15 protein-coding genes are annotated in these 21,195 nt (G+C 51.8%); 12 read left to right on the forward strand and 3 right to left on the reverse strand.

Annotated features, from left to right (window positions below; translation table 11 throughout):
- The first annotated feature begins 1 nt into the window (after position 1).
- From LGV68_RS09800 to LGV68_RS09855, 12 genes are all read left to right on the forward strand, one after another.
- Entirely contained in the window at positions 2-3,154 is a 3,153-nt protein-coding gene (locus LGV68_RS09800) for a multidrug efflux RND transporter permease subunit (protein WP_252536655.1), read from the forward strand.
- Positions 3,155-3,391: 237 nt separating this feature from the next.
- Positions 3,392-4,807: an undecaprenyl-phosphate glucose phosphotransferase gene (locus LGV68_RS09805; protein ID WP_024375507.1), complete on the forward strand. Its 1,416-nt coding sequence runs from the start codon at positions 3,392-3,394 to the stop codon at positions 4,805-4,807.
- Complete coding sequence (locus LGV68_RS09810; protein ID WP_020329221.1) at positions 4,791-6,077, forward strand: outer membrane beta-barrel protein; 1,287 nt, start codon at positions 4,791-4,793, stop codon at positions 6,075-6,077. The genes LGV68_RS09805 and LGV68_RS09810 overlap by 17 nt, the downstream gene beginning before the upstream one ends.
- Positions 6,078-6,650 (forward strand): polysaccharide biosynthesis/export family protein, encoded by a 573-nt coding sequence (locus tag LGV68_RS09815; protein WP_143682500.1) that lies wholly within the window; start codon positions 6,078-6,080, stop codon positions 6,648-6,650.
- 1 nt (position 6,651) lies between these two features.
- Complete coding sequence (locus tag LGV68_RS09820) at positions 6,652-8,796, forward strand: polysaccharide biosynthesis tyrosine autokinase (protein ID WP_222808587.1); 2,145 nt, start codon at positions 6,652-6,654, stop codon at positions 8,794-8,796.
- 4 nt (positions 8,797-8,800) lie between these two features.
- On the forward strand, positions 8,801-10,036 hold the full coding sequence (locus LGV68_RS09825; RefSeq protein WP_222792982.1) for a capsular biosynthesis protein: 1,236 nt from the start codon (positions 8,801-8,803) through the stop codon (positions 10,034-10,036).
- Entirely contained in the window at positions 10,026-11,405 is a 1,380-nt protein-coding gene (locus tag LGV68_RS09830; RefSeq protein ID WP_055452977.1) for a hypothetical protein, read from the forward strand. Before LGV68_RS09825 ends, LGV68_RS09830 begins: the two co-directional genes overlap by 11 nt.
- Positions 11,398-12,393, forward strand: coding sequence for a glycosyltransferase (locus tag LGV68_RS09835; RefSeq protein WP_075989310.1), 996 nt, complete (start codon positions 11,398-11,400; stop codon positions 12,391-12,393). Before LGV68_RS09830 ends, LGV68_RS09835 begins: the two co-directional genes overlap by 8 nt.
- A complete protein-coding gene (locus LGV68_RS09840) occupies positions 12,393-13,604 on the forward strand; it encodes a glycosyltransferase family 4 protein (RefSeq protein ID WP_252536657.1) in 1,212 nt (403 codons plus the stop codon). Before LGV68_RS09835 ends, LGV68_RS09840 begins: the two co-directional genes overlap by 1 nt.
- Position 13,605: 1 nt before the next feature.
- Positions 13,606-14,712, forward strand: a complete 1,107-nt coding sequence (locus LGV68_RS09845; protein ID WP_252536659.1) for a glycosyltransferase family 4 protein — start codon at positions 13,606-13,608, stop codon at positions 14,710-14,712.
- Positions 14,709-15,113, forward strand: a complete 405-nt coding sequence (locus LGV68_RS09850; protein ID WP_252536661.1) for a hypothetical protein — start codon at positions 14,709-14,711, stop codon at positions 15,111-15,113. Before LGV68_RS09845 ends, LGV68_RS09850 begins: the two co-directional genes overlap by 4 nt.
- A 62-nt stretch (positions 15,114-15,175) precedes the next feature.
- Positions 15,176-16,579 (forward strand): DUF4832 domain-containing protein, encoded by a 1,404-nt coding sequence (locus LGV68_RS09855; RefSeq protein ID WP_354668707.1) that lies wholly within the window; start codon positions 15,176-15,178, stop codon positions 16,577-16,579.
- A gap of 38 nt (positions 16,580-16,617) precedes the next feature.
- On the opposite strand, the gene glpC is transcribed toward LGV68_RS09855, so the two are convergent.
- From glpC to glpA, 3 genes are read right to left on the reverse strand one after another with little or no spacing between them, the layout of a single operon-like run.
- Positions 16,618-17,844, reverse strand: coding sequence for an anaerobic glycerol-3-phosphate dehydrogenase subunit GlpC (glpC, locus tag LGV68_RS09860; protein WP_252536664.1), 1,227 nt, complete (start codon positions 17,842-17,844; stop codon positions 16,618-16,620).
- Positions 17,841-19,166, reverse strand: coding sequence for a glycerol-3-phosphate dehydrogenase subunit GlpB (glpB, locus tag LGV68_RS09865; protein WP_252536666.1), 1,326 nt, complete (start codon positions 19,164-19,166; stop codon positions 17,841-17,843). Before glpB ends, glpC begins: the two co-directional genes overlap by 4 nt.
- Entirely contained in the window at positions 19,163-20,821 is a 1,659-nt protein-coding gene (gene glpA, locus LGV68_RS09870) for an anaerobic glycerol-3-phosphate dehydrogenase subunit A (RefSeq protein WP_252536668.1), read from the reverse strand. Before glpA ends, glpB begins: the two co-directional genes overlap by 4 nt.
- Positions 20,822-21,195: the final 374 nt, after the last annotated feature.

The following is a 21,195-nucleotide window of genomic DNA, read 5'->3' on the forward strand; positions in this document are numbered from 1 at the left end:
TATGCTCAGTCGTTTCTTTATTCAGCGCCCCAAATTCGCGCTGGTGATCTCCATCATTCTGACACTGGCGGGCGCCATCGCTTTGTCTGTCCTGCCGGTGGCGGAATATCCCAAAATCAGCCCACCTTCAGTGAGTGTGACCGCTTTTTATACTGGCGCAAGCGCTGAGGTTGTCGAACAAGCGGTTGCGGATCCGATAGAAACTTCGGTCAACGGCGTTGAAAACATGATCTACATGTCGTCGAAAAGTGCCAATGACGGTTCTTACAACCTGACGGTGACATTTGATGTCGGCACCGATCCGGATATGGCACAGGTCAACGTACAAAACCGCGTGGCGCAGATTGAATCCAAGCTGCCGCAAGAAGTTCGCATGGTTGGGGTGACGGTGAAAAAGCGTTCGCCGGATATTCTGATGGTGCTCAATTTCTATTCGCCAGACGGGCGCTATGACGATCAGTTCCTGACCAACTACATCAACCTAAACGTCAAAGATCAGCTGGCGCGCGTTAAAGGCATCAGTGAAGTGAACGTGATTGGTGGCGGTGAATATGCGATGCGTGTGTGGCTGGATCCGAAGAAGATGGCCAGCCTGAAACTGACCACCACGGATATATATGCCGCGCTGGCTGAACAGAACGTGCAGGTGGCGGCTGGCCGTATTGGTGCTGCGCCATACCACGCGGCTCAGGACGTGCAGTTTAACCTGGTGACCAAAGGCCGGCTCGAATCCGTTCAAGAATTTGAGAACGTGGTACTGCGTGCCAATAACGACGGTTCCAGTGTCTACCTGAAAGACGTGGCACGTCTGGAATTGGGTAAAAAGTTCTACGATGGGAACGGTAAATTCCGTGGCCGCGACGCCTCAATTGTGGCTCTGTCGCTACAATCGGATGCGAATGCGCTCGAGAGCGGTCAGGCGGTGATGGATATGCTGGACAATCTCAGCACCAACTTCCCGCAGGATATGGTTTACGAGACCAGCTATGACACGACACTGTTTGTTGCCGAATCGATCAAAGGTGTGGTGAAAACGCTGGTGGAAGCGATTCTGCTGGTGATTGCTGTGACGTATCTGTTCCTGGGCAGTTTCCGCTCGACGCTGATTCCTGTGGTGGCGATTCCGGTTTCGCTGATTGGCACGTTTGCCGTGATGCTGATGACAGGCTTTACCATCAACACGGTGACGCTGTTTGGCCTGATTCTGGCGATTGGTATCGTGGTGGATGACGCGATTCTGGTGATCGAGAACGTTGATACCACCATGGCGAAGGATCCGACGCTCAGCCCGCGTAAAGCAACGTTGATGGCGATGAAAGAAGTCACGGGGCCCATCATTACCTCAACACTGGTGCTGTTGGCGGTATTCCTGCCTGTCGCGATGCTGCCGGGCATCACCGGCATCATGTATCGACAGTTTGCGCTGACCATTTGTATTTCGGTGGTGATCTCTTCTATCAATGCCTTAACGCTTTCTCCGGCACTGTGTTCACTGGTGCTGAAACAGGGCGGTGACAATACGGCTCGTTGGTTTAAAGCCTTTAACCGTGGGCTGGAAAAAGTCACTCATCGTTACGGTCAGATTGCCGGGATCCTGGTTAAGAAAAGTCTGATGCTGGTGATGTTCTTTGTGCTGGCGGTCAGTGCTGTCAGCTGGATGGCGAACAACACTTCAACGGCCTTTGTACCGCAGGAAGACAAAGGTATTCTGCTGGTCAACGTTCAGCTACCGGACTCGGCATCGCTGTCGCGTACTGAAGAAACCACCACACAACTGATGGCGATGGTGGAGAAAGAGCCGGGCGTTGATGGTGTCACGGTTGCCAACGGTTACTCGTTTATGACGGGGGCGGCGGCTTCAAACGGCGCTTCATTGTTTATTAAACTGCATGACTGGGAAACGCGACGTGCACTGGCGGGAGATCACTCTGCCAATGCGATTGCAATGCGCATCAATGGCCGCGCTGCACAAACGCTGCCGCAGGCGATCGTGTTTGCGATGGGTCCGCCGGCCGTACCAGGTATGGGTGCCGCTTCAGGTTTTGAATTTGTGCTGGAAGACGCACTCGGCCGCAGCCGCACTGATTTGGCGATGGTGATGGATGACGTCATCCGCACTGCGATGCAGCAACCTGAGATTGCCTATGCGTTCAGTACCTTCCGCGCCAACGTGCCGCACTATTACGTGGATATCGATCGCGAGAAAGCCAAGCAACTGGGAATTTCACTGTCTGATATCTTCCAGACGCTGCAAGGCAACCTGGGTTCGATGTACGTCAATGACTTCACTATGTTTGGCAAAAACTTCCGAGTGACCATGCAAGCCGACAGCGAACATCGTAATTCGATGGCAGACCTGAAGCATTTTCATGTGCGCTCGGTGAGCGGAGATATGATTCCGCTCAGCACCCTGGTCAGCTACAGCGAAGTGTTTGAGCCGGATGTGGCGTGGCGTTACAACATGTACCGCAGTGCCATCATTCAAGGTCAGCCTGCTCCGGGTTATTCCAGTGGTGATGCGTTGGCTGCGATGGAACGGGTCGCCGCTCAGGTCTTACCGCAAGGCTACCAATATGAATGGACGGGAATGGCGTATCAGGAAATTCTGGCTGGTAATCAGGCCATTTACGCCTTTGCGCTCGCGCTGATCTTTATCTACCTGTTCATGGTGGCGCAATATGAGAGCTGGAGTATTCCGCTGGCGATCATTCTGGTGGTGCCGGTCGCCACACTCGGTTCCTATATGGCGCTGACTATCACCGGAACGGCACTCAATCTATACGCACAGATTGGTCTGGTGTTACTCATCGCGTTGGCGGCGAAGAACGCGATCCTGATTGTGGAGTTTGCCAAGATGGAGCGCGAGGAGAAGAATCTGCCGATTGATCAGGCGGCGATCGATGGTGGTAAGCTGCGTTTTCGCGCGGTGAACATGACGTCATGGTCATTCATTCTGGGTATCTTCCCGCTGATTTTTGCCTCAGGGGCAGGGCATGTGAGTCAAAACTCGCTGGGGATTTCGCTGGTGGGCGGTTTGCTGTGTGTGTTACTCGCAGGCACCTTCTTAATTCCCGGATTTTACGCGCTGGTGCAACGCCAGCGAGAAAAAATTCATGGCGGCAGTACGCGTTTAGTGGACATTGACGAAGACTAAATTGCGCGAGATCAAAACACTACTATTGAGGTTATCAGTAGTAGTGTTTTTGACACGTTTCCTGACGAAAAATTGACATTTCTCTTTCAAAGAATCTTCTAACCTATTCAACGTGATTTGAGGATGGACGCCAGGATTTGTTGCAGGAGCACGACAGTCACATATCAACTATAGTTATGCTTAACTGCAACTTACTGATTGTGCTTGCAGTATTTTCTCTGACTAGGCGATCCATCCATGACTTCTAGAAAAGCGTTGCAATTGGCGGACGACGGTTACGCCACATTACTTAAAATCGTCGATTTCCTGATCATCAATCTCAGTTTGACCGTGCTTATTCGTTGGATTGGCGCCAAAGAGACCGCGATCGACGCCACGGCCGCTTTTCTGTTTTCGGTTCTGTTTCTTTTGGCAGGTGAATACCTGCGTCTCTATTCGCATACCACTTTTAGCCGTATTCGCCGCTCCTTCATTCGCCTGTTGTACACGCTGGTCGTTGCGGCGTTAGCGATGCAACTGGTGAAATTTACCTTCAAAAACTTAGAAGGTTATACCATCACCAATTTGAACAATGCGGTGTTTTTGCAATGGTATGTGATTTTGTTAGCTCTGATGTTCAGTGTGCGCTGCGCAACCATTGCGGCAGTGCGTGGCGTGCGTAAAGCGATGAACAAAAAACGCCGGGTGGCGATCATCGGCTTAACGCCCGGTGGCCTCACGATTGAGCAAGCGCTGATGCGTGCGCACCGTCCGCAAGATCTCGATATCGCGTTTTACGATGATCGCGATGAGAACCGTTTCCCTTATCCGATTCGCTCACCAATGAAAGGCAAAGTGGAGCCGTTAATCCAACTGGCGAAAGAGGATGGCATTGATGAAGTCTATATCGCCTTGCCAATGGTGGCGCGCGATCGTATTCGCCACTATCTGGATGAATTGTCAGACAGCACGGTCGATACCTTTCTGGTCCCTGATCTCTACACCTACAACCTCAGCGTTTCCCAGTTGAAAGAAGTGGGTGGGGTGCAAACCTTCAGTATTTTCAGTTCGCCGTTTGATGGCGTGGGCAAGTTCGTTAAACGCGTCGAAGACATCATTATCGGCTCAATGATTGCGCTGTTGATCTCACCCGTGCTGCTGGCGGTGGCCATCGGGGTCAAATTGAGCTCGCCAGGCCCGGTGCTGTTTAAGCAAGACCGTTATGGTTTGGGCGGCAAAAAAATCAAAGTGTGGAAGTTTCGTTCGATGAAAGTGATGGAAAACGACGCGGTAGTCACGCAGGCGACGAAAAATGATCCGCGCGTGACCAAGTTCGGCGCCTTTATTCGCCGTACGTCGCTGGATGAACTGCCGCAGTTTATCAATGTATTGCAAGGTTCAATGTCCATTGTTGGCCCACGTCCGCATGCCGTCGCACATAACGAGCAATACCGTAAACTTGTCGATAACTACATGATTCGCCATAAAATTAAACCTGGAATTACCGGATGGGCGCAGATCAACGGTTATCGCGGTGAAACGGAGACCGTCGACAAAATGGACAAACGCATTCGTTACGACATCCAGTACATGCAGAATTGGAGTTTGTGGCTCGATATCAAAATTATTTTTCTGACCGTTTTCAAAGGCTTTGTGAGTGAGACAGCTTACTAGTGCATTAATCATCGCGGTGCTGGCTCCGGCGGCACACGCAGAATTAACCCCGAAGTCGCATATTGGTATCGCGGGAATCGATTTTCAAAGCCAGCTCGGCGTGGACTACGGTCACGATGACAACGTGACCTATCAACGTGACTCAGACGCGGCCATCGATTCCAATTTCTGGACGCTGACTCCGACACTGAAGGCCATCGGGGAGCGGGGCGAAGACCGTTATGTGCTGATGTACAGCGGCGAATATCGACGCTACGAAGATTCGTCCGCTGACGACTACGACCGCCATTTTATGATGCTGGATACCGCGTGGCGGTTTGGACGCATGCACGGCCTGACTTTTAACCTTTCGCAAACCTTTGGTCAGGAAAAACGTGGTCAGGATATGTCGGAAGGCTTTGATGACGCCGAATTCAAGCAGTTTGGCTTTAGCGAAGGTGGCTTGAAGAACTCGTTGCTTGATACCAGCTTGCGCTACAGCTACGGCGCGCCGGAAGGTCGCGGCAAGTTGGAAGTGATGCTACAGAGCAAAACTTTGCGCTTTCGTGATACCGATGCGTTCGAACAAGCATCGGCGTCGTTTTATGAATACCTGCTGGAGCAAGAGTGGCGGGAAGACAGTTTAGTGGTTGATTTGTTTGACCAGTACAGCAGCAAGAGCCGTTTTCGCTATAGTTTCATTACCAACCGTCGTTACTACGATGAAGCGGAAAATAAGCGTAGCAATGAATATTATCTGCTGTTCGGTTTAAAAAGTGAGCGTACGGGAAAAACGACCGTCGAGGGGAATGTCGCTTTGTTGTACAAAGAGTTTCCCAATGATGAGAATGCCGAGGATTTTAAGGGCTTTAACTGGGATCTCGAAGCAAACTGGAAGCCAGTCAAGCATTCCGAGTTTACACTCTACACCTGGCAAAAAGTGAAGGATCCCGAACAAGAAGGGGGCTATGTCCTGGAAGGTAAATATGGCCTCGCGTGGACACATTATTGGTGGGTGGATCGTTTCTCTACCACGCTGGATTATGGCTATCAAACCGATGATTACCGTATCCCGAACAATGATCGCTATGACAAAACGCAGGTGGCCAAGGTTGCCATCGGTTACGATTTCCGCCCTTCAATTCGCGTTGAGTTGAATTATCAGTGGAGCGACATGACATCCAACACCGATGATGTCATTCGGTATGGAAACCAACCAGGTGAGACGTTCACTCGCTATTTGGGTTACGAACAATCCTTGATTCAGTTGTTATTAAAGGTACAGATTTAGATGCGCGCGTTAATTATTGCATGGTTGAGCTTTATTTGGCTGGTGGCGATGCCGGTATCGGCGGCTGACTCGCCACAACCCACTGCGCCAGGCGGTGACTCTCAGTCGCAGCAGGTGGAAGATTATCACCTGGGAACCGGTGACATGATCGACATCATCGTTCACGGCGAACCGGATATGTCGATGAAGCTGAAAATCGCCAAAGCGGGTGTGGTGAACTTCCCTTACATCGGTGAAGTCAAGCTGGCTGGCAGAACACCGACCGAAGTCGAAACGGAAATCGAAACCCGTTTGCGCGGCGACTACCTGCTTAACCCGATGGTGACCGTAAATCTGGCGGAATTTCGCAAAATTTACGTCACGGGTGAAGTTCAGCAACCGAATGGTTACGAATATCAGCCTCATTTAACGGTTGAGCAAGCGGTGGCGCTCGCGGGCGGCTTTACTGATCGCGCCGATCGTAAAGACATCAACATTCGCGTTTCAGCAACCAATGAACTGCTCAAAAAAGTTGAATTAACGCATCTTATCCAACCCGGTGACACCATCATCGTCGAACAGAGTTTTTTCTAATATGTCAGTAAGAATGGTAGAAAGCGGCACGAAAATGGAAAGCAGCATTGATTTTGCGCCGCTGGTGAAATCGCTTAAAAAACATGGATGGAAAGTGGTTCTGGCGACGGTTCTGGTCACCGGAGCTTGCGTACCACTGGTCATGTCGATCAGTTCGAAATACGTCTCAACGGCTGCGGTGCTGATCAAAGCGCAAGAAGACAATGCGACCCCGATTCAACAGGTCGACGGCTATGATTCAACGCGCGGTCGCTACTACGACACTCAATACAACCTCATGCAGTCGCGTGTGATCCTTGAGCGTGCGATCAAAACTCTCAAACTGGATGAAGATGCGCGTTATAACGGCGATAAGCCGCTGAGCGAATCCCATCCGGAGTGGACGCTGTCTGAACAGGAGCGCATGGAAAAAGCACTCAAGATGCTGCGTCAGAACATCACGTTTACCGAAGTGCGTCAGACTCAGTTGGTGTATGTCTCTTTTGAATCCAAAGATCCTCAGGAAGCGGCAAGAGTGGCGAATGGCGTCTCGCAAGCTTTCATCGACTACACCGTAGATAAGAAAGTCGAGAAAACCGAAGCTGCACAGCGTTGGAACGAAGAGCAGATGAAAGATCTGCGTCAACAGATTGCGGCGAAGAAGCAGGAAATGGAGCAGTTTCTGGATAAAGAGGGACTGCTGACATTCCGTGGGATTGATGGCTATGAAACTGAAGAGCTGGGCATTGTTACCAACAAACTGGCGGATGCCAAAGAGCGCCGTTTAGCGTCGCAGGCGCAGTACGAAATCGTTGCCCGCAACCTGAACGCGCCGATTGAAGATATTGCGTCGATGCCGGAAGTGTCTGCACATCCACAAATGCAGGATCTGCGTATTGCGCTGATTCAGGCCAAACGCAATCTGGCGGATCTCGAACTGCGTTACGGGCCAAAACACAACAAGGTACTGGAAGCCAAAGCGCAGATTCATGCGATTGAAGCGCAAACCCGTTCATTACTGCAGGAGCTGAAAGAAGGTCTGCTCAAGCAGTACCAGACAGATCTCGCAAAAGAGAACCGCTACAAAGCCCTGGCGAAAGTTCAAAAAGATGATTTCAAAACGCTGGTGGCGAAACGTGACCACTACGAAAGCCTGAAAACTGATCTGGATAAAACAGAAGATTTGTATCGTCAGCTATTTCTGCGCAGCAAAGAGCAAAGCCTGACGTCGCAATATCGTGAAGCCGATGCGGTGTTGTATGACCCGGCTGCGGCAGCTGAGCGCCCGCAAAAACCAAACAAAGCCTTGCTGCTGGCAATGGTGGCGATTCTGACGCCCGCGCTGTGCATTCTCTATCTGATCATTCGCGCCGCATTGGATCGTAAAATTTACATGCTGAGCCAGATACAATCCAAACTGGGACTGAAGCCGCTGGCGGATATTCCACGCTTTGAAGGCGAAGAACCGCGCGAGCAGTTAGTCAGCCTGATCGAATCCAATCCTTATGCGATGGAAACCATTCTCGGGCTGAAAACGGCGGTGCGGCTGGCGGCGCCACAGGCGCGTGTGGTGGGTGTAATGGCAACCACGGTGCAGGAAGGAGCCTCATTGCTGGCACAACTGCTGGCTAAAGCCTGGAGTCAGAACGAACGCACGTTGCTGGTGGATCTTGATTATCGTGGTAGCGGTGCGCTGTCATTCAGCGTGATTGACCACCCACAACCTGAACCTAACGGTGTGGCGCAGTGGATCGAAACGGAGCAGTCACTGGATACTCTGATTCAGCCGCTGGCAACCCAGTGTGACTTTTTGCCGCGCGGCGTATGGCAGCAGTCACCACTGGTGCTGTTTGCCAACGAGCGTTATGCCGAACTGATGCACGATTTGAAAGAACGCTACGATTGCGTGATCGTCAATCTGCCTGCGCTGAGCGACAGCAAAGACAGCCAGTTGGCTGCGCAAGCTTTGGATACGGTGCTGGTGGTGGTGCGTGCTGAGCAACGTCAGGCACCGGAGATGGTGAACGATTTGCGTAAGCTGCACGGTGACAACATTCACGTGGTGGGCGGCGTGCTGAACCAGGTGAATGCGGAAAATCTGCAAAGCGAGGAGAGCAAACGCTTTATCACGCAAGGAAGTTTCACGACGTTCGCTGCGGTGGAGTAAGCCCATGAGCCTGCTCAGAAGCATCTCAACCATTGCCGGTTCGTCAGTCCTGTCGCAGGTGATTGGCGCCGTATCGCTGTGGCTGATCTCTCATCGCTACGGCATGGGCGAGGTCGGTGTTTACGCGCTCACCTACAGCATTGTTCTGATTGGAGCGCAGGTCTGCACGTTCGCCTCTCAACTGTTGTTACCGAAACAGGCGGATGATTGGCTGGTGCAGAACATTGTGTTTTGCCTGCTGCAAAGCCTGATTGTGGCGTTGCCTTTCACCGCGGCCGTTGTGGTGCTGTTCGATAAGCCGTTTGGTCTGTTCTATCTGCTGACGGTAGTGCACGCTTGGGTGTTGGTGTCGGAAAACTTGCTGATGCGCGATGAGAAAATGGCGCTGCTGGCTTTGCAACGGATTTCGATGTCGGTGGTGGTGATTTCCATGATTGCGCTGTCTCACACCGCGCTGTGGTTCTACTGGGCGTGGGCGACGATTGCATTTGGGTTAATCATCCTGTGGCTGTGTTATTCGACCCCGCTCAAACAATTGCGCTGGAGTCATGTTTTATGGACAAATCTCCGCCATTTTTATCGCGCCAACCATCACCATATTTCCAAAGTGGGCAGCGCTGAAGTGTTGGCGATGGCCAACAACAACCTACCTATGGTGCTGATCAACTTTTGGTTTTCGTCTGTGACGGCGGGCTACTTTGCGGTTGTCAGCCGCTTTTGTTTGGCTCCTGTCGTGATTGTCGGCAATGCGGTTCGCAATTCGATTTTCTCTAAGTGGTCGATTGATTTTCGCCATCAGCGCTTTAACTACCCGGAATTTGTCAAAGTCCGCAAACTGCTGTTTGTGCTTGGCCTAGTCGCAACTGCGGGCGTGTTCATCTTCTATCCGCTGGTGATGGAATTTGCCTATGCCCAGCACTGGGTCAGCCGCGAATGGGTTGAGTCGGTTCCCACGTCACGCTACATGCTGCCATATTTGTTTCCGGCGCTAGCGGTGTGTCCGCTGACGGTGATTGAGCTGGTGTTTGGTTCACCGCGCTACTTTTTGCGCATTCAGATCGAGCAGTTGGCGGCCGTTGTACTAGCGTTTGTGGTGCTGCCTTATTTCTATCCAGACTACGGCATGTCAGTGTTGGCCTTTGCGGTATTGTCGGCGCTGCGTTACGGCTTTATCTATCTCAAAGTGAATCAGCGAGCTCGCCTGATGCGCGAATCAGTGGGGGAGACCCATGCTCAATAACGGTCTCTACATGCAGGTTTATTTGTGGATGACGTTGGTTGTCTGCGGCATGGTGCAGTATTTCACCGGGGTGGGCGCCGTGCTCTGGCTACCGTTTGTCCTGGCGTGTGCAATGTTGCTCCTGATGCTGCTGCAAACCCGCTACGCGCCATTCGGACTCGATAACCGCGAACGGGTGATTGCCGTGGTCTTTGTCGCCTTCTTTGCGATGGCGACAGTCTCAACGCTGCTGCAAAACGGTGTGGTGGTCACCATTGTCGGTTTGAAAAACGAACTGGCGATTGCGCTGGTGCTGTTTTGTCTGTTGCTCGGCTTCTGCCGTGAGTCGCAGATCTATCGTTTGACTCGCGCTATGTACTGGATCTTCTACGCTCAATTTCCCGTGATGCTGTATCAACTGCTGGTTGTGGTTCCCAAACGCGTGGCGATGAAAGGCGAGTTTGAGATGTGGGACTCGGTGGTCGGCACGTTTGGTGGTGACCCGATGGGCGGTGGTAATACCGCCGCGCTGGGTCTGTTCTGCTTGCTCATTATGCTGCTGAAAGTGTCGGAGTATCGTCACGGAGTAGCGAGCAAAACCAGTACCGCGTTTCATGTGATTGCTGCTTTCATCATGTGCATTCTGGGCGAGGTGAAATTCGTTATCCTGATCGCGCCCATTTTGCTGGCGTTTGTCTGGTTTGTGCCGAGCTTTATGCACGGGATGAAACGCTACAACGCCAAGATTATTCTGATCATGATTGGCGGTTCGGTGGCTTTGCTGCTGCTCGCCGTTTTTGCGCTGGCTTCATCCTATTCGTCTGCGTTCGGTACCGATCCCAACAAAGGCGCGTTTGAAATTTTCATCGAATCGATGGAATACATTTTTGACCCCAACTTCATCATGGAAAATGGCGAACTTGGCCGCATGACCACCGTTTTTTTCTGGCTGAAAAACAGCGGCTTGTACGGGCTGCCAAGCATGTTGTTTGGTTATGGACTGAATGCCACCAACCATGGAAGTTCGGTCGCCCCCGGTTTCCTCAACGATGTGTTTAATGTGCTGCTGGATTCGACCTCTATGAGCATGTTGTTGTGGGAAATTGGCCTGATCGGCACGTTCTTGTATCTGTTGGTGGTGTGTATGGTGATTTGGGTAGCGATTCCCCAACCTCGCCTGCATGCCTCCGACATGGATGTGGCTGACATTCGACTGGTGGCCTACCAGCCTGCGTATATCGCGTTTGGTCTGGCGGGGCTGATGAGCATTCCTTACAGCCAGATTCTGATGTTGGTGCCGATGATGCAGTTTATGTTTTTCTTTTCTCTGGGTGCAGCGCTGGTGATCCGCAAATCTGTACTCACACTGGGAGAGCGTTCTTATGAGTGAAATGCCTACCGTCTCCGTCATTATCAAGACTTACAACGAAGAAGAGGGAATTGCGAAGACCATCCACAGTATTCGTGACAACCTCCATGCCTATCCGCATGAAATTTTGGTCGCCGACAGCCTGTCGAGTGACAACACCCAGAAAATAGCCCTAGAACTTGGGGCGGTGGTGGTGTCGTTGGTCCATGGAGAGGAGCGCTGTTGTGGCGTCGGGCACCAGCTTGGTTATCTGCATGCACAGGGGGAGTTTCTGCTGCTGTTGGATGGTGACATGCAGCTGGCGCCTGGCTTTATTGAGAAAGGGATTGAGTTTTTACATACCCATCAAGACTACGCTGGCGTGGCCGGAATGGTGGAGATGGACGATGCGGTGAGCTACGAATTTAAGTCACGTAAACAACGTCTGCATCAGATTTATCCTTTGGGGGATTGTCATCATCTGGCGGGCGGTGGTTTGTACCGCAAATCGGCGATTGATCACATCGGTTATCTGACCAATCGCAACCTGCACGCTTATGAAGAAGCGGAACTGGGGATGCGCCTGCACCAAGCGGGTTTCAAACTGCGCAGGCTTGATGTGCCGTATTTCCATCACACCTCGTATGTGATGTCGACGTTTGCCTTGTTGCGTCATCGCTGGCGAAGCCGCTACCTGTGTGCTTCCGGCGAATTGCTCAAAACATCGTGGGGTAAACCGCATTTTGCTCAAGCCGTCAGCACCGTGAAAAACGAACTGATCTTTGCGCTCTATCTGCTCGGCGTGGCGTTTGCGCTGCTGTTTTTACCGTGGAGTTGGTTTGGCTTGGCGCTACTGCCACTGGCTGCCTTCTTTACGCTGAAAGTGGTAAAAAACCGCTCGCTGCGCGACGCGGCGCAAAGTGTGATTAACCTGAGCGTGTTTGCCGCAGGCCTGATTCGTGGTTTGGGCGCGGCGTTAAAAGATCCGGCGACAGCGCCGGAGAATCGCGTCATTCGAGGAGAAGAGTGATGAAAGTGTTGTTGGTCAATAAATTCTTCTTCATGAAAGGCGGCGCGGAAACGGTCTTTTTTCAGGAACGCGAAATGCTGATGAAATCCGGAGCGGTGATCGTCGATTTCTCAATGCAGCATGAGAAGAATTTCGCCTCAGCGTATCAGGATTTTTTCGTATCGAACGTTGATTATTACGACGGTCATGGTTTGATGAGCAGCGTACGCACGGCTCTGGATTTCATTCACAATCGCGAAGCATGCCGGAAAATCCGCATTCTGATTGAACAGGAGCGGCCGGATGTGGTGCATTTCCACAACATTTATCATCAGCTGACGCCATCGATCATCAAAGTCGCCAAGTCTCTTGGCTGCAAAACGGTGCTCACCGCGCACGATACCAAAATTGCCTGCCCGAGTTATACCATGTACCGCGACGGTCAAACTTGCGAAGCGTGCTTGCATGGTTCGGTGTGGAATGCGTGTCGCTATCGTTGTCAGCAAGGTTCACTGTTTAAGAGCGCGTTATTGTCGCTGGAGGCGGTGTATCAGTCACTGGCTGGTAACTACCAAGCGCTGGATGTGATTGTGTCGCCGAGTGAATTTCTGGCCAATATCATTCGTCAGAAACTGCCGAACAACCGCATTGATGTGATCGTCAATGGGATTGATGAACACGTCGATGCGACGGGTTGCCGTGATGATGGTTATTTTCTCTATCTTGGTCGTTTGAGTCAGGAAAAAGGTGTGGCGACACTCGCCTCAGCTTATCAACAGTCGCACAAGCGAATGCCACTGAAAGTGGTAGGGGACGGCCCGTTGTATGAGCCATTAAAAGCGGAACACAGCGACATTGATTTCCTGGGTTTTCAAAGCGGCGATGCCCTGCACGCACTGATCAAGCAGGCCAGCGCGGTCATTGTGCCCTCGGAGTGTTATGAAAACTGCTCGATGTCGGTACTGGAGGCAATGGCGTATGGTAAACCTGTCATCGGGGCCAATATCGGCGGTATTCCGGAACAGGTGCGGGACGGCGTGGAAGGCCGCTTGTTTGAGGCAGGCAACCCGGATTCTCTGGCGAGTGTAATGGACGAGTTCGCCACACAAAAAGAGGCGGCGGTTGAGATGGGACTTCATGCACGTCAACGACTGCTGAATAAATACTCGCTGACCACTCACGAACAACGTTTATTAGATTTGTATCAGCAACTCGTCAGTGAGGCGGCTTAACATGAAAATTACCGTATTGGGCACGCGGGGCATTCCCGATGTGCTGGGGGGCGTTGAAACCCATTGTCAGCATCTTTACCCGCAACTGGTTAAACAGTTCGGTGCCGAGGTGTGCGTGATTGCGCGTTCGCCTTACGTGCCTTACCAACGCTCTTCTTATGAAGGCGTGCAGACCAAAGCGATTTGGGCGCCGAAGAAAAAATCACTTGAGGCTATTGTGCATTCAACTCTGGCCGCTTTCTCAACCCTGTTTGATGGTTCCGATGTGGTTCACGTGCATGCGATTGGCCCGGGGTTGGTCGTGCCGCTGCTGCGTCTGCTGGGTAAGAAAGTGGTGTTTACCCACCACGGGCCGGACTACGATCGTCAGAAATGGGGCGGTTTTGCTAAAAAAGTGCTGATGTTGGGCGAGAAATTTGCCGCGAAGTGGGCCAATGAAGTGATTGTCATTTCAGAGGTGATCAACCGCATTCTGCAGCAAAAATATCAGCGTTTTGATGCCAATTTGATTTACAACGGTGTTCTGGCGCCTGTGCCTTTAAGCGCAGATATCATCAGCACAACCTTGAGCCAGTATCAGTTGACGCCACAGAACTACATGGTTGCGGTGGGACGTTTTGTGGAAGAGAAAGGTTTTCACGATCTGATTGATGCATACCGCGATTCCGGGTTGAGCATGCCGCTGGTATTGGTGGGCGATACGGACCATGAAACGCCATACAGCGCGGCGCTCAAAGAGAAAGCGCGCACCACACCAGGCGTTATCCTGACAGGCTTTTTGAAAGGCGATGCGCTCAAAGCCGTGTTCTCACAAGCCAGATTATTTGTCATGCCTTCCTATCATGAAGGACTGCCGATCGCGCTGCTCGAAGCAATGTCGTTCTCGTTGCCAGCCATTGTCAGTGATATTCCCGCCAACAGCGAAGTGGCTCTGGATGCCAATTGCTATTTCCCGGTGGGTGACGTCTCGGCACTCAGTCACAAGCTGGCGGCGCTGCGTGAAGAAACGCACGTTGACTATTCTGAATACTTGGCAAAGTATGACTGGCATAAAATCGCCCAGCAAACCATGCAGGTTTACCAAAAAGTTGTAGGACGGACAGTGTGACAGCGGCAAATCAACATAAAGCGGTGACTCAGTTTTACTACGCGCTCGATCAGGAAGTCGCGCAGGAGTTAACCGACAAACAGAAGCAGGCCATTGAGCATGCGATAAAAAGCGTTGGGTTGGGTAATCGTCATCCGGTTGATGTACGCAAAAGCCTGCCTTGGTTTGGCAAGCGTTACTATCTGGTTTTGCTCATGGGACGCGATCGCCGAACTCAATTGCGGGCGTCTGAATCGAAGCTGGCCAACTTTATTGTCACCTCAGCGATATTAGTGGGTCTGCTCGCGCTGTTGGGCTTGTCATTTCTGGCGCTGTATCTGCTTAAGTCCGCGATGGGTATCGATATTTTCCCCAACTACTCACTCGGTATCTGGGATTGGTTTAAAGGGCTGATGCAATGAGCTCACTCACGAAGCGTTCTTCCCGCGGCTTACTGTGTCACATCGGATGGATTTTGCTGCTGATGTTGCCACTCTCTGCCTGTCAGGCGGAAAAGAAAACGCCCTCTTCGTCCACATCGGATTCACGCAATGAGCGGATGGTCACTGTACATCCTGCTGCGCTCAGTGGGCCGATTTCGAATCCCGGTGTCGGTGTCGAAACCTTTCACAACAGTTGGGGCGTTTCGCTGGCCAGCGATCAATATCCGGCGTCAGGTGTGGATTACTACCGTTTTTACTGGAGCGATCTGGAACCGAAAGAGGGCGAGTACGCGTTTGATACCATCGACCGTCTTCTGGCTCTTAATCAGGCGCAGCAGCCAGCTAAAATGGTCGCACTACGCTTTATGACGGCCGATGAGCCGTGGAGTGGCAGTAAAATTCCCACTTGGTTGATCAATAAAGGCATCCGTGGAGTCTGGACGCAAGATGGCAAAACCTTTGTGCCGGATCTGGACGACAATCTGTACCTCTATTATGTGGAAAAACTGCTCAATACACTCGGGCAGCGCTACGATGGCAATCCGAGTCTGAGCCATATCGATATTGGGATGGTGGGCTCCTGGGGCGAGTGGCACAACAGCAATTTTGCTACGCTGGAACCGTTGCATCAGCGCTACAGCGATGACGAACTGAACAAACTGGTCGATTTGCATTTTGCTGCGTTTGCACAAACGCCGAAAGTGATGCTGATCAGCGGCGAAAACAGTCTGGCCTATGCGGTGGAGAAAGGGGCAGGATGGCGCGCCGATTGCTGGGGTGACTGGCACCATTTCTCAGACAGTTGGAGTCACATGGTCGATGACTATCCTTATCGCCTCAAAATGGCTCAGCAAACTTATGCGCTCTTTAATCAGGCATGGCAGTCCGCGCCAGTCAGTCTGGAAACCTGCGGCAATATGGCTGAATGGCTGAGTACGCAAAACTATACCCGCGAGCAGGCCAAAGCTAGTCTGGATTGGGCGGTGGCCCAGCATGCCTCAACGTTAAACCTAAAATCTCAACCCGTGCCGAACCAATATCGGGATCTTCTGGATGATGCGCTGAGTCAAATTGGCTATCGCCTGCGCGTGGATACACTTGAGCATCAGGCGCAGCTCTCAGCCGGTTCAACTCTGACGATTCAAACGTTATTCGTCAATGAAGGTAACGCGCCGCCATACCATCACTACTATCTGGCGTATCGTTTGATCAACGATGCAGACGAATCGGCGTTTTTGGCGATTTCGGATAACGATGTGCTGCAATGGCTGCCGGGTGAGCATTCGACCATGAGCAGTTTTACCCTGCCAAAGCGATTACCTGCCGGCCATTACTTTGTGGAGCTGGCGTTGGTAGATCGCTATGGTAAAGCGCAACTGAACCTCGCAAATAGCGGCAAACAACAATCTGGTTGGTATCGGTTATCGGATTTGACGGTGCGATAAGCAGTAAGGAAAAAGCGGGCTCAGCCCGCTTTTCTGTTTTAGACCAATGCCTGAGCCAGCAAGCTGATAGGGTGAACGGTCTCCAGCGCGGTGTTTTCTTCAATCTGCCATTTACAGGTTTCGCAATCGGTAATGGCAAAATCTGCGTTGGAGGCTTTAATCGAATCAAACAGGTGCGAGCCGATTTTCATTGAAACGTCGTAGTTCTCCGCTTTGAAGCCATAAGTACCGGCTAATCCACAACATTCACTGTCGAGTACAATCAGTTCCAGCCCAGGGATCATGCGCAGCAGTTCAATGGTAAACATTACGTTACCGCTGCGTTCCAAGTGGCAAGGAGTGTGGTAAACCACCTTCAGATTGACGGGTTTCATTTTGGGCGCGTTACCGTTCATGAACTCTTTGAGCAGGAATCGGGTCACGTATTCAATCTCGTTAGAGACTTTGCTGTTATCGACACCCAGCACATGTGGGTACTCTTGCTGCAAAGTAAATGAGCAGGTGGACGAGGTGGAAATCACCTTAGTGTGGTAATCGTTCACCGCAGCTTCCATGTGCTTCACGTTCAACAGCGCATTTTTGCGCGCCTTATCGTGAAAGCCGTTGGCAATCAGCGGTACGCCGCAGCATTTTTCGTTGTCCAGCAGGCGCACGCCAATGTTCATCGCATTCAGAACTTTGACTAAGTCTTTGCCCAATTGCGGGTGGTTGTAGTTCACGTAGCAGCCATGAAAATACGTGACCTGACGCTGATACAATGGCTGGCTGGTGCAGTTTTGTTTGAACCAGCGGCGAAACGTGCCGTGCGAATATTTTGGTAGCGCTTTGTGATCATGCACGCCGATGGTTTTGTGCATGATCTTTTTCACGATCGGCATCGATGTGGCGAAGTTCACCACTGGCGCAAAGGGTGTCGCCAGCGAACCGAACAGATCGGTGTGGCTGAGTACGTAGTCGCGCATCAGTTTCGGATTGAGCGGTTTCTTGCCGTGTTTACCTCGTGCCACCGCGATAATATCGCCGATTTTCACCCCAGAAGGACAGGCCGTCTCACAGCGTTTGCAGTTGGTGCAGTATTTCAGTGCTTCGTCGTAGTATTCCGGGCTTTTGATGCGTAAACGCTCACCGTCCGGACCGCACTGTTTCGGCCCCGGGTAATCCGGGTTGGCTTTGGCGACCGGGCAGTAGACGGTACACACCGTGCACTTAATACATTGGTCAAAGCTGGTGTTCAGAGGAGCAGCTTTTGAAAATGGCGCGTTCATGCGAGCACCTCCTGATCAGATGGTTTAGGGTGAGAAACGGGCACTTGCGGATTCATACATTGCATGATGGCGTGATAGGCCGTACCAATCGCGACGCCACCACCACAGCCTTCAAAAACCGGGTCGTAACCTGCCAACATCGAACCGCAGCAGTAGAGGTTTTGCACTGCTTCCCCGTTGCGTGTGGGGTTGAGCTGAGCGTTGGTTTCCACACCGAAAGCCATAAATGGGTGTGAACGGTCAGCGAAAAAGGCGGGATTACGCCAATCCGCCCGCGCGGGTTTGTGTGTCACTTGCAGCCCAAACACAGGTTCGGTGATGGTGTGTTGCTCAGCATGCAACCCCTGACTGAAATAGCTGCCGGTTGCCATGATGTAGTGTTCAGCGCTGATGGGCATATCGCGCAGGTTTTGTGTTTGCAGGCTCACCAGACGGTCGCGTTCAAAATGGCCACTAACCACTTTGTCGCCTTTGAGGTGAATACCACCCAACTGAATAAAGGTGCGGCTCAACGCTTCTTCGATACGGATTCCGAGCAGAGAAGGCGGCATAGTCGGCACTTCATGAAAGTGAAGTTGCGTCGTAGCGCGCAGCTTGGTGAGCAGCGTCAGGCCGTCACCGTTGCCCATAATCGCAGGCATGATCACCAAGTCATCACGATTAGCGACACGCATTAGCCCGTCACACAGCGTGGTCCACGCGGCTTCCTGTTTGAGCAGGCGCGCAATATCGATCGAGCGCAGCTCGTTCGGGTTGCGGCGATAGCCATCAAAACCCGGAATCGACAACGTCACCGTATGAATCGGCACCGCATGAAAATTAGGGTGTTGGCTGAGGTTATCTTTCAGCATTTGCGGTTGGAAATCGCGATAGCCGTCTATTGAAACCACCACGATGCGCTCAAATGGCACCTCGCTACGGTGTTGATAAACGAACGGTTGCGAAAGCCAGGTGGCTTTCAGTGTGCCCAGCGGGGTAATACGTCCGTGGTTCGCTAGATCATCCTGATGCTGCAGCGGCACATTGGCGGCCGCTAAAGTATGACGAAACCACTCCAGACCTTTTTGCAACGTGGTGCGCCCCACCGCATTATAAGGGTGCAACGGCGCTTGCTGTTTTAATGCTTCGAGCGCATCAAACGGATGCGTTACCGGGCTGCCGTCTGGTAACTTAGCCAGCACATCAATGGAGCCGGATGAGAAATGCAGCGCGCTTTGGCCCTGACTGATTAACACGGTCTTTTTACCGGCTTGTAGGCTGCGAATGGCGGCGGTGTAGCCAGCAATTCCGCCACCGATAACCGCCACATCATAGTGCATCATAAACCCGCCTCCTGTTGTTCTTGTTGTTCTGGCTGAGAGTGATGGGGAAGGTCGCTGGCACCGAGCAGACCTTCGTAGATCCAATAACTGAATTCCGCTTCGCGCAGTGCATCACCCCAGAAGATCGGTTTAATGCCTTTCCAGCGCTCTTCCAGAAAATCGACCAGCAAGCCGCTTGATTGACAGCCGTCGACCTGACCATATTCGGAAAACAGGCTGGCCGCGCGGTAGCTGCACAATTCGCCCTGACAAGGGCCCATACCTAAGCGAGTGCGGCGGCGTAAATCGACCAGATTATTGACGTCGAGCTGCTTAATGGCGTATTCGATTTCGCCAGCGGTGACCATTTCGCATTCACAAATAATCGCTTGGCTCTTGGCATCATCGGACAAGAACTGTTTTGCGCGTTCGCCATGACGGTAGATCGCCGATTCATAAACTGGCTTGGCAATGCTGGCCGTTTTCTTAACCGTTTTTGGTGTTTCGTTTGAGCCCGGCAGCGGGCGGGTATGTGTTTCACACGCGGCGGTATTACCCAGTTTCTCGGCCACCAAATCGGTCGCCCATTCGGCCATCAGACGATAGGTCATCAGTTTGCCGCCAGTAATGGTGGTAAGGCCTTTCAGGCCGTCACGCTGTTGGTGATCCAGTAACACGATGCCACGGCTGATATTGCGGCCGCTGCCGTCGTCGTCCACCGCCACAAGAGGACGTACGCCCGCATAGGCGCGCAGCACGCGGGTATTGGCCATGATTGGTGCGAGTTTCGCGCCTTCGGCCAACAGTACATCCACTTCGCGCTCGGTCACATGTAAGTTATCGATCTGGTCGTAGTCGATGTGCTCAGAGGTGGTGCCGATGAGTGAAATGGTGTCGCCCGGAACCAGAATGTCCGCATCCGACGGTTTACGGCAGCGGTTAATCACCAGGTTATTGATGCGGTAATCGAGGATCAGCAGTGAACCTTTGGCTGGGAACATCTTGATGTTGAGATCGGCATATTCGCAGATATGTTGTCCCCAGATGCCCGCCGCGTTGATCACCTCTTTAGCAAAGATTTCAAACTGTTGGTTGGTGCCCAATTGCAGGCAGCGTACGCCCAGCACGGTATCGCCCTGACGAATCAAACTGGTGACGATGGTACGGTTAAACATGCGCGCGCCATGTTCTTTTGCATCCAGCACGTTAGAGGCACACAAGCGAAATGGGTCCAGCGTGCCGTCTGGCACTTTGACCGCGCCAATCAGAGCCGGGTTAACGTTCGGCTCCAGAGCCAGCGCCTCTTTAGGTGTTAAACGTGTGGTTTCGATGCCTGCATAGCCACATGCCTGAATAAAAGTGTCTTGAAAGCTGAGTTCGTCTTCAGGGAGGGTAATGAACAGACCGTCAGTTGCCTCCACACAATGGCGGGCAATACGTTTGAGCGTTTGGTTTTCCTGAATGCACTCTTTCGCCGACTCAGCGTCGGTTACCGCATAGCGCGCGCCAGAATGCAGAAGGCCGTGATTTCGACCCGTGGTGCCAGAGGCAATGTCATCTTTTTCCAACAGGATGCAGGCGATGCCTCGCAATGCGCAATCCCGCATAATCCCGGTTCCGGTAGCGCCGCCGCCAATGATTACGACGTCGGTTTCCATTCGTTGATAAGCCGTCATGACCTTTACCTTATGCAACTTGAATAAACTTACACTTAGTGTGTCATTTTTTATCATTTGTGTTCGGTATGTTGCTCACAAAAGCGCGAACGAGCGCAAAATTGATATTTTTGGTGATTGTTTAGTAGGGTTGTGGAGAAATTAACCAACAATGTTGCGGGTTTTTAACAGCTTGATGCACAGAAATGTTACATATAAGTGGATGAAAATAAGGATAAATGAGCTAACGAGCTGGTCAGATGTGTTCGTTGTTGAATGGGTAAGTTCGGTAATAAAAAACGTACAACGCCTTATTTAATCAGTAACTCTCTGTTTATTTAGTGTTTGCTCAATTAGATAAAGGTAAGGTGAAAAGTGAACCTACTGATGAAATG

The sequence above is a fragment of the Vibrio sp. LQ2 genome (genome assembly GCF_023920125.1).
Taxonomy (GTDB): domain Bacteria; phylum Pseudomonadota; class Gammaproteobacteria; order Enterobacterales; family Vibrionaceae; genus Vibrio; species Vibrio fluvialis.